This is a genomic window from Acidithiobacillus sp. 'AMD consortium' (assembly GCF_008926505.1).
GTDB classification, from domain to species: Bacteria; Pseudomonadota; Gammaproteobacteria; order Acidithiobacillales; family Acidithiobacillaceae; genus Acidithiobacillus; species Acidithiobacillus ferridurans.
Genome location: NZ_CP044411.1, coordinates 835,385 through 849,081, shown reverse-complemented (window position 1 = coordinate 849,081; position 13,697 = coordinate 835,385). Strand labels below are relative to the sequence as shown.

Annotated in this window: 11 protein-coding genes; all 11 read left to right on the top strand. The window is 61.1% G+C overall.

The window, feature by feature from the left end:
- Positions 1 to 141 precede the first annotated feature (141 nt).
- On the top strand, positions 142 to 1,206 hold the full coding sequence (gene pilM / locus F6A13_RS04500) for a type IV pilus assembly protein PilM (protein WP_113527035.1): 1,065 nt from the start codon (positions 142 to 144) through the stop codon (positions 1,204 to 1,206).
- On the top strand, positions 1,203 to 1,796 hold the full coding sequence (locus F6A13_RS04495; RefSeq protein ID WP_113527036.1) for a PilN domain-containing protein: 594 nt from the start codon (positions 1,203 to 1,205) through the stop codon (positions 1,794 to 1,796). The genes pilM and F6A13_RS04495 overlap by 4 nt, the downstream gene beginning before the upstream one ends.
- Positions 1,793 to 2,446 (top strand): type 4a pilus biogenesis protein PilO, encoded by a 654-nt coding sequence (locus F6A13_RS04490; protein WP_113527037.1) that lies wholly within the window; start codon positions 1,793 to 1,795, stop codon positions 2,444 to 2,446. The genes F6A13_RS04495 and F6A13_RS04490 overlap by 4 nt, the downstream gene beginning before the upstream one ends.
- Entirely contained in the window at positions 2,443 to 2,991 is a 549-nt protein-coding gene (locus F6A13_RS04485) for a pilus assembly protein PilP (RefSeq protein ID WP_126605108.1), read from the top strand. The genes F6A13_RS04490 and F6A13_RS04485 overlap by 4 nt, the downstream gene beginning before the upstream one ends.
- Positions 2,992 to 3,035: 44 nt before the next feature.
- Positions 3,036 to 3,401, top strand: coding sequence for a hypothetical protein (locus F6A13_RS15555; RefSeq protein ID WP_225981955.1), 366 nt, complete (start codon positions 3,036 to 3,038; stop codon positions 3,399 to 3,401).
- A gap of 28 nt (positions 3,402 to 3,429) precedes the next feature.
- Positions 3,430 to 5,391 (top strand): type IV pilus secretin PilQ, encoded by a 1,962-nt coding sequence (locus F6A13_RS04480; RefSeq protein ID WP_225981954.1) that lies wholly within the window; start codon positions 3,430 to 3,432, stop codon positions 5,389 to 5,391.
- A gap of 26 nt (positions 5,392 to 5,417) precedes the next feature.
- Positions 5,418 to 5,927, top strand: coding sequence for a shikimate kinase (locus F6A13_RS04475; protein WP_404813018.1), 510 nt, complete (start codon positions 5,418 to 5,420; stop codon positions 5,925 to 5,927).
- A 105-nt stretch (positions 5,928 to 6,032) separates the two neighbouring features.
- Entirely contained in the window at positions 6,033 to 7,127 is a 1,095-nt protein-coding gene (aroB, locus tag F6A13_RS04470) for a 3-dehydroquinate synthase (RefSeq protein ID WP_113527041.1), read from the top strand.
- Positions 7,120 to 7,962 carry an FAD-dependent thymidylate synthase gene (gene thyX, locus F6A13_RS04465; protein ID WP_113527042.1) on the top strand — a complete coding sequence of 281 codons (843 nt, stop codon included), beginning with the start codon at positions 7,120 to 7,122 and terminating at the stop codon, positions 7,960 to 7,962. The genes aroB and thyX overlap by 8 nt, the downstream gene beginning before the upstream one ends.
- Positions 7,955 to 9,127 (top strand): deoxyguanosinetriphosphate triphosphohydrolase, encoded by a 1,173-nt coding sequence (locus F6A13_RS04460; RefSeq protein ID WP_113527043.1) that lies wholly within the window; start codon positions 7,955 to 7,957, stop codon positions 9,125 to 9,127. The genes thyX and F6A13_RS04460 overlap by 8 nt, the downstream gene beginning before the upstream one ends.
- A 137-nt stretch (positions 9,128 to 9,264) precedes the next feature.
- Positions 9,265 to 13,692, top strand: a complete 4,428-nt coding sequence (gltB, locus tag F6A13_RS04455; protein WP_151528111.1) for a glutamate synthase large subunit — start codon at positions 9,265 to 9,267, stop codon at positions 13,690 to 13,692.
- Positions 13,693 to 13,697 lie beyond the last annotated feature (5 nt).

The window sequence follows — 13,697 nt, the reverse complement described above, 5'->3', positions numbered from 1 at the left end:
CCGCCCGCCTTGACAGAATCGGGAATGCGGCTAATCTCCTCTACCAGTTGCGCAAAAGCCTCACAACTTGCGCAAGCGTTGTTGGCTTTTTGCAAATCGCATTGGTTGTAGTATCTGTCAGACTATAAAAAGGGAGTAAACGTGCTGCGTCTACCAAGTCCTCCTTTGCTCGGCCTGGATATCAGTCCGGACGCGGTAAAACTCGTGGAACTCTCGAAGTCCCGGGGGGGAATTCGCGTCGAACACGCCGACTCCGAAGCGCTTCCGCCAGGCGCCGTCAATGATCGCGACATCCTCGACACCGAGGCGGTCAGGCGCGCGCTGCGCGCCATTCTGGAACGATCCCGCATCCGCACCAAGGCCGTGGCGACCGCTCTGCCCGCCAATGCCGCCATCGTCAAGGTCATAGCACTTCCGGAAGGCCTCGATGAGGTGGGTATGGAGGAGCAGATCCGCTTCGATGGTGGCCAGTACATTCCCTATAGCATGGATGCCGTCCATTTCGATTTCGCGGTGCTCGGACCAGACGCCGACAGAAAAGGGTATAACCATATATTATTGGTGGCGTGCAAAAAAGAAGCCGTCGAAGACCGCGCGGCGGTGCTGGAAGAGGCCGGCCTCAAGCCCAGAATTGTCGACGTCAAGCCCTTTGCGCTCTGGTTGTTGTATGAGCACCTTGCCAGTCTGTCCCCACCCCAGCGCAGTATTCCGGGCAGCGCAGTCATTCTGGTGGAGATGGGTAGCATCACCACCACCATTTACGCTTTTCAGGGAGGCCACCCGGTTTACTCCCGAGAACATCATTTCGGTCTCAGTCGTCTGATCGAAGAAATCCAGCGCCGCTACGACCTCGCCCTCAACGATGCGCAACGCATGGAGCGCTTCGGCGGTCTACCACCGGACTACGGGCGTGATGTGCTCGGCCCCTTTACCCGGAGCACGGCCCAGGAACTATTTCGCTCTCTGGATTTCTTTCAGGCCAGTATGCCGGATATTCCGGCGGGATCGGTGCATCTCTTTGGTGTCGGAGCCCGGATTCCGCAACTTGCCGAACAACTGCGCCAGCTCGTGAACTTTCCGGTCCACGTGCCAGATCCTTTTGCGGGCATGGAAATGGCCCCTCAGATCAGTCGTCGTTTCATGGATGCAGACCGGTCATCCCTGGCGGTGGCCTGCGGGTTGGCGTTAAGGAGGATTTCTGCATGATCCGCATCAATCTGCTGCCTTATCGGGAGGCCCGGCGGGTTCAGCGCAGCCAGCTTTTGGCGCTAGCTCTCGTCGGTATCCTGCTGCTCACCGCGCTTTTCTACTACGGCATCTACAGCATTTTCAGCGCACGCGTTTCCGCCGAACAGCAAAAAGTGCAGTATCTGCAAAACGTCACCACCCAACTGGATCAAAAAATCGCGTCCGTTGCCGACCTGCGCAAGAAACGCGACCAACTGCTCGCCCGCGAGAGCATCATCACTGACCTGCAGGACCAGCGGGATATGGTGGTGCGTCTCTTCAATACCCTCGCCAGGGTTACACCCGATGGCGTATTTCTGACCCACCTCAAGCAGGTAGGCGACAGCATTACCGTCGACGGCTATTCCCAGGCAAACGATCAGGTCGCGGCATTCATGCGCAACATCGAGGCCTCCAGGATTTTTGCGAAGCCGGAACTCAACATCATCAGTAAATCCAAACTGGGTAATGAAGAAGTAGGGCAATTCACGCTGCAGATGAGCATCCGCACGCCAACTGCCGCGGATAAAAGTGGCGCGCCTGCGCAGAATAAGGAGATCCGGCCATGACCTTTGACGAACTCCGCAATCTGCAAATCGACGACATCGTCCGCTGGCCCGCCAAAACCAAACTCGTCGCCATCGTTATCATCGTCCTCATACTCGGTATCGTGGCCTGGTTGGAGTTCATCTCACCCGAGAACAACCAATACCATCAGCTAAAAACCCAGGAGGACAGCCTGAAGACCCAGGTGCGTCAAAAACAGTTGCTGGCCGCCTCCCTGCCCGCCTACCAAGCCCAGATCAAAGAAATGAACCGGCGTTTTCAGGACTTTCTGCAGCAGTTGCCCAACCGCACCCAGATCCCATCCTTGCTGGATGACGTAACCCTGGCGGGACGCAGCCGTGGGCTGGATTTCGAACTTTTCCAGCCGACCAGCGAGGTCAACAAAAATTTCTACGCGAAAATTCCGGTAAAGCTCAAAGTGGTCGGTACCTACAATGATATCGGTCGCTTCGCCGCTGCGGTGGCCGCCATGCCCCGTATCGTCACCATCAACGATATCGACATTGCGCGGATGCCTGATGCGGGTGCGACCAGCCTCGCCAAGGCGCAGGCCTCCCAGAAACTGGTCATGCAATGCACGGCAACCACCTATCGTTACCTGGATAGCCGGGACAATGCCGGTGGCCGGAACAAGAATGGGGGCAAGTCATGAAGCGTTCTTTCCGGTTCATGATGGTGCTTACCGGCATGGCGTTGCTGGGCGGCTGCTCGGAGAGCGACAACCTCAGTCATCTTCAGGCTTTTGTGGCCAACGGACCGAAAATCAGCGCGCATGTCACGCCGCTGCCCAAGACCCCTGCTTACCAGCCGAAGGCTTATGAAAATCCGACAAATCGCGACCCCTTCACGAGCTTTTCGGAACTGCTGCTTCGCAAGGAGGCCGCCGCCGCCAGCACGGGTCCACGTCCCGCCAGTCATGGACCACTCCAACCCCTGGAGAAGTACGCGCTTTCCAGCCTGAGCGTGACCGGCATCGTTCGCGACAGCCAGGGCAAGCTCTGGGCCGTGTTCCTCACGCCGGATCATAAGGTGTATCGCGCTACGGTCGGCAGTTACATCGGTACCCATGACGGTCGCATCGTCCATATTGACGACGGCATGACGAAGCGGTCGGTTACCGTCGAACAATTCATGCCCAACGCCTTCGGTGGATTCCAAAAAGAGCAGACTGTCCTGCAGATGCAGAACAGCCACTGAACACGACTTGCCTAACCCCAAAGAATACAGAGGATAGCGAAAAGATGAGCACTGCATCCAGTACCTCCCGCCACACCCGCCGTGTCAGCGCAAGTTCGCACCCACGGCTTCCGCTGCCAAGGCCTGCACACCTTGCCATTCTGGCGGCGACCCTCTGCCTGAGTTCCGGTGCGGCGTGGGCGGAGAGCCTCATCAGCAGCATTACGCCGGTACAGGATCAGCATGGCACAGCCTTTCTCATCCGTAGTGACAGTCGCCCCGCCTATGATGTGAATACGCTCAACGGTGGCTACCGCGTACGCATCGATTTCAGTGATGCCCACTTCCTGAACTCCGTGGGCACCGTCGCGGGCAGCGGCGCGGTGCAAAATGTACTCACGGAGAATATCCGGTCATCACGCCCGCCTTGATCTGCTGCTGAAGTCTCCGCAAGCGATCATGATGGAGCCCGCCCCCGAGGGTTATCGGCTCGCGCTCGTCGCCGACAAAGGTAACGCGGCGACTTCCGCAGCGGGTACTTCGGCGGTACCCGCCACCGGCAGCGCGGCCCCCGCACCGGCAGACTCGGCGCCGCCGGCTCCCGCACCGGCCATCGCTTCAGGCACCCAAATCAACGGCCTGAGTTTCAAGCGTGGCAAAAACGGCGGCGGCATTCTCGATCTTTCCATCTCCGGTCCACAACCGCAGATGAACGTCACCCGCGAGGACGGCGCTCTCGTCGTCCAGCTCAAAGACACGGGCATTCCGTCCAGCTATACTCACCGCTTCGGCGTCAGTCAGTTCGGCACCCCGGTTCAGTATGTGGATAGCTATCCCCTGGGGCGAAGTACCCGCCTGGTATTCGCCATTCATGGTCCTTACGAGTATTCGGCTTATCAACTGGGGCAGCGCACCTTGATCGATGTACATCCCAAAGCCGCTGAGGCGGGCGACAATGCCAACGCCGGCGCGCGCCTGAGCATGGATTTCCAGAATATCAGCGTGCGCGATGCCCTGCAGGTCATCGCCGACTTCACCCATCAGAACATCGTCGTCTCCAACAATGTGACCGGCAGCCTTTCCATCCGCCTCAAGAATGAACCGTGGGAACAGGCCTTCCAGGTGATCCTGCAATCTCAGGGGCTGGCGGTAAAACACATCGGCAACATTCTCTGGGTGGCACCCGCCAACCAGATCACCAGCCAGGAAGAGGCACAACTGAAGGCCGACGCCAGCAAGCGCAAGCTGGAACCGCTGGAGACGGAATTGATCCGGATCAGATATGCCAAAGCCTCAGAGATCGCCTCGCTGTTGCAGGGTTTCGACCAGAACAAGGAACCCGGCGGCGGAGATACCGGCAACGAAATGAATCCGGCGCAGAATGCCGCACTGGCCAGTGCGCTGGGCATTCCCAACTCCAGCCTCATCGGTAATTCCCTGCTCGGCCCACGCGGCTCCGTGGCGGTAGTGACTCGCACCAACAGTTTGCTGGTCCGGGACACCCCCCAGGATATCGCCAACATCAAGCACCTGATCGCCAAGATCGATCGCCCGGTCCCCCAGGTATTGATCGAAGCGCGCATCGTGCAGGTCACCACCAGTGCGGCCCAGTCCCTGGGCGTAAACTGGGGCGGCACCTATACCAGCGGCGGTGGCGGTGGCGTCGTCAACCTATCGGGCACCGGTGCTACGGGGGTTACCTCGACACAGGGCGGCGCCTACCCGATGTCTGGAACAACCACTACCACCGGAACCGGCTTCACCACCCCGGCACTGGTAAATCTGGTACCCTCCACTGCCGGCACCGCCCTCGCCAGCATGAATCCGGCATCGCTGGGTTTTGCCCTGGGCACCGCCGCCGGCAATCGGATCCTGAATCTGCAGCTACAGGCTCTGCAGGCCGATAACCGCGCCAAGATCATCTCCAGCCCCAAAGTCCTCACTCAGGACAACGAAAAAGCGGTTATCGAACAGGGCCAGGAAATCCCCTATCAGCAGGCCACCAGCAGTGGTGCGACGGCCGTGTCTTTCAAAAAAGCGGTGCTGAGCCTGGACGTCACCCCGCACATCTCGCCCAACGGCAAGATCACCCTGGATGTGGATGCGCGCAACGACCAACCCAACTATGCTCAGGCCATGCCTTCCGGTATCCCCATCAATACCCAACAGGTCAAAACCAAGCTGCTGGTCAATAATGGCCAGACCGTGGTGATTGGCGGCATTTACACCGATTCGACCACCCGGAATGAAACCGGCGTTCCGCTGCTCCGGGATATTCCCGTGCTGGGCTGGCTCTTCAAAAGCCACATCAACAGTGTGGCCAAGACCGAACTGCTGGTCTTCCTGACCCCCAAGGTCGTCGGTGGCGAGTCTCCAGGGGGACTCGGCGTCGCTTCCGCCGGCAGCAATCCGGGAACATGACCGGCAGCATCATCCTCATCGGTCCCATGGGATCGGGCAAATCGACCATCGGGCGGCTTCTGGCCGCCCGCTTGCGTCTTCCTTATGTGGATAGCGACGCGCTCATCGTCCATCATACGGGGGTGGATATTCCCACTATTTTTGAGATCGAGGGGGAATCGGGCTTCCGCGAACGGGAACGCAAAATCATCGCCGACCTCTCCACCCGGAGCGAACCGATGGTACTCGCCACCGGCGGCGGTGCCATACTCGACCCGGCCAATCGACATCATCTGCGGCAGATGGGCCAGGTCATTCATCTGGATATCAGCGTCGACGAGCAACTCAGACGTATTCGCCATGACCGCAACCGCCCACTGCTGCAAAATACGGACCTCGGTTGCCGTCTGAAAACACTGGCGGAGCAACGCAACACCCTGTACCGGGAGGCTGCACACTGGCGGGTGGTGGGAGACGGCCTGCGCTCGGATCAGGTTCTGCGCCGAATACTGCGCCACCTCCAGCAGCGCGCAGGGCACGCCCCCGGCCGGAGATAGAGGGGTCAAACCGGCGCCAAACGACCACAATGGCGCGGCGCACTTGCCTCAACGCAAAAGAACCACAACAATGGGGCATAACCGGTCCATAAGAGAAAACATACCATGCGTAGTCTTTGCGTCGATCTGGGTCAGCGCAGTTACCCTATTCACACCGGCACAGGCATTCTCGCCGACTCCGCGCTCTTTGCGCCTGCTCTGAGCAAAGGTCCTGTGGCGGTCGTCACGGACAGCAATGTCGCGCCCCTCTATCTGGAGACCCTGCAAAACACCCTCAAGGCCCTGGACAAGCCGTCGCTGAGCATCATCCTGCCCGCCGGCGAAGAGAGCAAATCCCTGGACAACATTCAGGAAATCGCCGGGCGCCTGTTGAGCGCAGGGTACGGCCGCGACTGTACCCTGTGCGCCCTCGGCGGCGGGGTCGTGGGGGACATCACCGGTTTTGCCGCGGCGGTCTATCAGCGGGGGGTGGCCTACATTCAGGTGCCGACCACCCTGCTCGCGATGGTGGACTCCTCGGTTGGCGGCAAGACCGGGGTCAACCACCCGCTCGGCAAGAACATGATCGGCGCTTTTTACCAACCGCAGGCAGTGATCGCCGACACCGACACCCTGGACAGCCTGCCCGAACGGGAATTCCGTTCGGGCCTGGCAGAAGTGATCAAATATGGTCTCATCAACGATCAGGGCTTTTTCTCCTGGCTCGAAGATCACATGGATGCCGTACTGGCCCGGGAGCCGGACGCACTGACCAAAGTGATCCGGCACTCCTGCAAGGACAAGGCGGATATCGTGGCGCGCGACGAGCTGGAAGGCGGGCTGCGGGCCATTCTCAACCTTGGACACACCTTTGGTCATGCCATCGAGGCGGCGACGGGCTACGGCCAGTACCTGCACGGTGAGGCGGTGGCCATCGGCATGGTCATGGCGGCGGATCTGTCGCGTCGCCTGGATCTGATCCGGGAAAGTGAGCAGGATCGCATCTACGCCCTGATCGAAGCCACCGGATTGCCCACCCTGGCCCCGGCCCTCCCCGTCGCCGACTATTTCGGCTTCATGCGCGTCGACAAGAAAGCGGAGGGGGGGCGGGTGCGCTTCATCCTGCTGCGCGGCATCGGGAGTGCGGTCATCACCGGAGAAGTTCCCCCGGCCGCCATCACTCAAACCCTTCAGGCGTTCATGGAGCACGGACATGCATGAGATCAACAAGGCGACCGCGGAATTGCGGGAGGAAATGGCGCGGCGTAGCGCACTCAATCCCGGCGGTACCCGCCGCATTGGCAACTTCGGTTTCATCGAACTGGAGGAAACCTGGGGTGATGAGGCCACCATCATCAACACCGCGCGCATCAGCACCACCAACCAGCGCCTCGCCAACGGGCACGAATTTACGGATCGCGACCGCGCCCTGCTTTACCAGTTGCTGCGCGATCAGCATGGCACCCCCTTCGAGACCGTCTATTTTCGTTTCCGCTTCATCGCGCCGATTTTCGTGCTGCGCCAGTGGGTCAAACACCGCGTTTCCAGTTGGAACGAGTTTTCCATGCGCTATCGCAAGCCCATCTCCGTCGCCTATGTGCCCGATGTCGCCGCGCGCACGGTGGATGGCTTTGCGGTTTTGGATGAGGCCGCCATAGACGAATATGAAGCGCTGATGGCGCAACTCTTCGCCTGGTATGAGAAACAATATAGCGCGGCATGCAGCCGCATTGACGGTGCGCGCGAACGCGGTGAACTGGCTCCCAAAGAAGGTGGGCGCGACCCTTACCGTGGCCGGGTCCGCGAACTGCTGCGCAATGTGATGCCGGTCGCGACCTACTCGGACGTCTACTGGACGGTCAACTTCCGCAGTTTGATGAATTTTTTCAAACTACGGCGCAAGCAGGACGCCCAGTATGAAATTCGCGAGTATGCCGATGCGGCCTTCGCGCTGTTCGCCGCCCGCCTGCCGCTACTCGCCGAAACCATGCAGCGGGTGCTGGACGAATCCGCGGCCGCCGGTGCCACACTGCAGGAATCGTCCGGGCATGCCTGACCTGGCCTCTCCGGGACAGCCCGGGGGCTTGGCGCCATACGCCGCCGACCCCGCGCAGAGCCGTGGCCGCAAACACGCAGAGGAGCCGCCCGCCGGTCGCAGCGCCTTTCAGCGCGACCGCGACCGGGTCATTCACTCCGGCGCGTTCCGCCGTCTGGAATACAAGACCCAGGTCTTCGTGAATCACGAGGGGGATCTCTACCGCACTCGCCTCACCCACAGCCTGGAAGTCGGACAGGTGGGGCGCGCCATCGCCCGCCAGTTGGCCTTGAACGAGGATCTGGTCGAAGCCATCGCCCTGGCCCACGATCTGGGTCATACCCCTTTCGGCCATGCCGGACAGGATGCCCTGCAGGAATGCATGGCCGACCTCGGCGGTTTCGAGCACAACATCCAGTCCCTGCGAATCGTGGACCATCTGGAAAAGCGCTACGGCGACTTTCCAGGCCTGAACCTGACCTTCGAAACCCGCGAGGGTATTCTCAAGCATTGCGCCAAAAATAAAGCCCCCGACCTAGGCGACGTGGGTGAACGCTTTCTGCGGGGCTCCCAGCCCAGCCTGGAGGCGCAGATCACCAATCTCGCCGACGAGATCGCCTATAACAACCATGATATCGATGACGGTCTGCGCGCCGGCCTGCTGAGCCGCGAAGAACTCTGCGCCAATACTTTATACGGGACGATTTTCGCCGAGGTGCAGCAACGCTTTCCCGACGCTTCCGCGACCATATTGCGTCACGAGACGGGCCGCCGCCTCATCAATCTGCTCATCCACGATCTGGTCCGTGAGACCCGGCGCCGCATCGCGGCCGAAGGCGTCACCACCATAGCGGAAGTGCGGGCCGCGTCGCAGCCGCTCGCCGCCCACAGTCCGGCCATCGCCCACGAAGTCGCCACCCTCAAACGCTTTCTCTTTCAGCGCATGTACCGCCACCCCCGGGTGCACCGTCAGGCGGAAAAAGCCAAGCGCCTGGTACGCAAGCTGTTCCATACCCTGCTCGAAGATCCGCGGCTGCTGCCACTGAAATACCAGGTGCGCATCAACGAGTGTGACGGTGCAGCAAAGCGTCGGGCGCGTGTCGTTGCCGACTATGTGGCGGGCATGACCGACCGCTTTGCCATCGCCGAGTATGACCGTCTGTTTGACCCGCACGGCGAGGCCTGAACCTTCTCTTGCCCATCCTGCCCCGTTATTCCGGGAATGATCCATTCGCACCCTTGGATGGTACCCATGAGCGCGTTATAATGCCCGGCCCTGCTTTGCAGTCCGGCGACAGGGTGATGTGACGACCAGGTGACGATATGACGCAAAGCTTATACTCCTCCGATTTTGAACGGGACTCCTGTGGCTTCGGGCTGATTGCCCAGATGGACAACCAGGCCAGTCACGCCATCGTCGCGACGGCCATCGTCTCATTGGCGCGGCTCACCCACCGCGGCGCCATAGCCGCCGACGGCAAAAGCGGCGACGGTTGCGGCCTGCTGTTGCAGATGCCGGAGGCCTTTTTCCGCGCCATCGCTGCCGAACAGGGCATCACTCTCGGTACGCACTTTGGTATCGGTCAGTTTTTCCTGCCTCGGGACGAAACGGTTGCAACGACTATTCGAACAGCGCTGGGTGCTGAAGCGGAAGATCTCGGACTGCGCTGCCTGGGTTGGCGCGAGGTACCTGCCGACCTTGGCGCCTGTGGTGAAGAAGCCCTGCAGAGTCTGCCGGGAATCTGGCAGGCTTTTGTGGGCCTCCCCGACGGTATGGATACGGACAACCGGGAGCGCCTTCTCTACCGCATGCGGCGGCGGGTAGAGAAACGCTTTGCCGACGAGGGCAGTTTTTTTGCGGTGACCTGCTCCTCTCAGGTCATCGGCTACAAAGGCATGGTATTGCCGGAAAATCTCCCGGTTTTTTACCCCGACCTCCGCGACCCGCGCTTCGCCTCCGCCCTCGTCACCTACCACCAGCGTTTTTCCACCAATACCTGGCCGGAATGGCGGCTGTGCCAGCCCTTCCGCATCCTCGCCCACAATGGCGAGTTGAATACCGTGCAGGGCAACCGTCTGTGGGCCAAGGCCCGCGAGGCGCAGCTCCAATGCGAGCTGTTACCCATGGCGGAAGTGCTTCCGGCGGTGGGCGGCGGCAGTGATTCCTTTAGTCTCGACAACATGCTGGAACTGCTGGTGCAGGGCGGCATGGACTTTTTCAAGGCCATCCGTCTGCTGGTGCCGCCCGCCTGGCATAACGTCCCGCGCATTGAACCCGCCCTGCGTGCCTTCTACGAATATCACTCCATGCGCATGGAGGCCTGGGACGGCCCCGCCGGACTGGTGCTCAACACCGGACGCATCGCGGCCTGCGCACTGGATCGCAACGGTCTGCGTCCGGCCCGCTATGTCATCACCAAAGACCGGATCATCAACATCTCCTCCGAAGTGGGCGTCTTCGACTACGATCACCGCGACATCGTCGTGCAGGGCCGAGTCGGGCCGGGACAACTGGTGGCGGTGGATATGGCCACGGGAAAATTTCTGGAGTCGGCGGACATCGACGCGCAAATCCAGAACAGCCACCCCTACCGGGAATGGCTGGATCTGTATGCCGAACATCTCGACAGCGACGACCGGACTGCCACCCCCGCGTTACCGGTGAACGACCTGCTGGTCAGTGAAAAGGCCTTTGGCGTCAGCTTTGAGGAAGAAGACCAGGTGATCCGCGTCCTCGCCGAAGGTGCCCAGGAAGCCGTCGGTTCCATGGGTGACGATACCCCCATGGCGGTCCTGTCGCGGCAGACCCGGCACATCGCCGATTATTTCCGACAGCAGTTCGCCCAGGTCACCAACCCCCCCATAGACCCCCTGCGCGAAGCGCTGGTAATGTCCCTCAACACGGTCATCGGCAGCGAAAGCAATCTGTTTGCCGAGCGACCCCAGTATGCCCGGCGCATCGAGGTGCACTCCCCGGTGCTCTCCGATGCCATTTTCAGCGCCCTCACCAGCCACACGGAACCCGCCTTCCGCAGCCAGACCTTCGATCTCTGCTATTCCGCTGCGGACAATAATCTGGGAGGGGCCATCGAGGCCCTCTGCGAGGCGGTCATCGAGGCGGTGCGGCACGGGGCCGTCATCCTGGTGCTCTCGGATCACGCCCTGGAGCGTGACCGGCTCTACATCCCGGCGCTGATGGCGGTAGGTGCCGTCCACCATGCCCTCATCGATGCCGGCCTGCGCACCCGCTGTAACATCGTGGCAGCCACGGCCCATGCCCGCGATTCCCACCAGTTCGCCACCCTGATCGGTTATGGCGCCACTGCCGTCTACCCCTACCTGAGCTATGCCATCATCCGCAGCCTGGCCGAACGGCACGCCTTCAGCCAGCCGGTGACGGTTCTCAAGGCACTGGAAAATTATCGCAAGGGCATCGACAAAGGCCTCTATAAGATCCTCTCAAAAATGGGGATTTCCACCCTGGCATCGTACCGCAGCACCCAGCTCTTCGAGGCACTCGGCCTGGATCAGATGGTGGTGGAGCGCTGTTTCAAGGGGACGGTCAACCGCATCGGCGGGGCGTCGTTCAGCCATCTCGAAAACGATATCCGCCAGCAAGTTCGCGATGCGTACATGCCCCGAAAGGCGCTGTCACTGGGCGGTCTGCTCAAATATGTCAACGGCGGTGAATATCACGCCTACCACCCGGATGTCGTCCAGAGCCTGCAAACGGCGGTCCGTTCAGGGCGCTACGCCGACTACCGGGTTTTTGCCGGGCTGGTGAACGATCGCCCGGTCACCAACCTGCGCGATCTGCTGCAGTTGCGCCCGGCCGCACAGCCCATCCCACTCAGCGAAGTGGAGCCCATCGAGGCGATTACCCGCCGTTTCGACACGGCGGCCATGTCTTTGGGTGCCCTGTCGCCGGAAGCCCACGAGGCCCTGGCCATCGCCATGAATACCATAGGCGGGCGTTCCAACTCCGGCGAAGGCGGTGAGGATCCGGCCCGTTACCACAACAATAAAGTCAGCAAGATCAAGCAGATCGCCTCAGGTCGTTTTGGTGTGACGCCGGAGTATGCGGTCAACGCCGAAGAGTTGCAGATCAAGGTGGCACAGGGCGCCAAGCCTGGAGAGGGCGGTCAGTTGCCGGGGCACAAGGTCAGCGGCATCATTGCCCGCCTGCGCTACGCCAAGGAAGGCGTCGCCCTCATCAGCCCGCCGCCGCACCATGACATCTATTCCATCGAGGATCTGGCACAGCTCATTTTTGACCTGAAGCAGGTCAATCCACAGGCCTACGTCTCCGTGAAGCTGGTCTCGGAAGCTGGTGTCGGCACCATCGCCGCCGGCGTGGCCAAGGCCTATGCCGACCGTATCACCATCGCCGGTTACGACGGTGGCACCGGCGCCAGTCCGCTGAGTTCGGTCAAATATGCCGGCTCGCCGTGGGAACTGGGGCTGGCAGAAACCCAGGTCACCCTACGCCGCAACCACTTGCGGCATCGGGTGCGTTTGCAGGCCGACGGCGGCTTCAAAACCGGGCTGGACGTGATCAAAGGCGCTCTGCTGGGTGCGGAGAGCTTCGGTTTTGGTACCGCGCCGATGATCGCGCTGGGCTGCAAATATCTGCGCATCTGTCATCTCAACAACTGCGCCACGGGCATCGCCACCCAGGATGAGACCCTGCGCAAACATTTCACCGGCCTGCCGGAAATGGTCATCAACTACTTCCGTTTCGTCGCCGAGGAAGCCCGCGAAATCATGGCGCAACTCGGTATCCGTCGCTTCGATGACCTCGTCGGCGCCAGCCAGATGCTGGAAATCGGTGGGGCGCAGACGGAAAAACAGGCACATCTGGATCTGCGTCCGCTGCTGGGCAATACCGACCTGCACCATGCCGGCACCAACATTCAGACCCAGGACCGCAACCCGCCTTTCGACAAGGGTGATCTGGCGGAAACCATGGTGAAGGACGCCCGGCCCGCGCTGGAAGAACAAATCCCCACCCGCCTGCACTACCCGATCCGTAACGTGAACCGCTCCATCGGCGCCCGCCTTGCCGGAGAGATCGCCCGCCGCTATGGGAATTCCGGGTTGCGGGAAGATGCGGTACAAGTCGACTTACAGGGCACCGCGGGCCAATCCTTTGGTGCCTTCTGCGTACAGGGGATGACCCTGCATCTGCATGGCGATGCCAACGATTATGTGGGCAAAGCCATGAATGGCGGTACGATCATCATCGCGCCGCCGGCAGGTGTCACTTATGCGAGTTGGGACTCGGCCATCGTCGGCAACACCTGCCTGTACGGAGCCACCGGGGGACACCTCTACGCCGCGGGACGCGCCGGTGAGCGCTTTGCAGTGCGCAATTCAGGAGCCATCGCCGTGATCGAAGGCGCCGGAGATCACGCCTGCGAATACATGACCGGGGGCCAGATCGTCATCCTCGGCCCGGTCGGCGTGAATTTCGGGGCGGGCATGACCGGCGGCCTCGCCTTCGTCCGCGATCAGGCCCGCCAGTTCCCTGATCAAGTGAATGGTGAGCTGGTGAATTACCACGGGATCGAAACCGAATCCATGCGCGGCTACGAGGCCCTCCTGCGGCGCCATATCGAGGCCCATGTGGCCGCCACCGGCAGCGATTATGCCGCGGGGCTACTCAAGGACTGGACCCACTTTATCCGCGATGTCTGGCTGGTGGTGCCCAAGGCCGCCAAACTGGATGTCCTGCTCGAAGAAGCGAGCTGACCGCG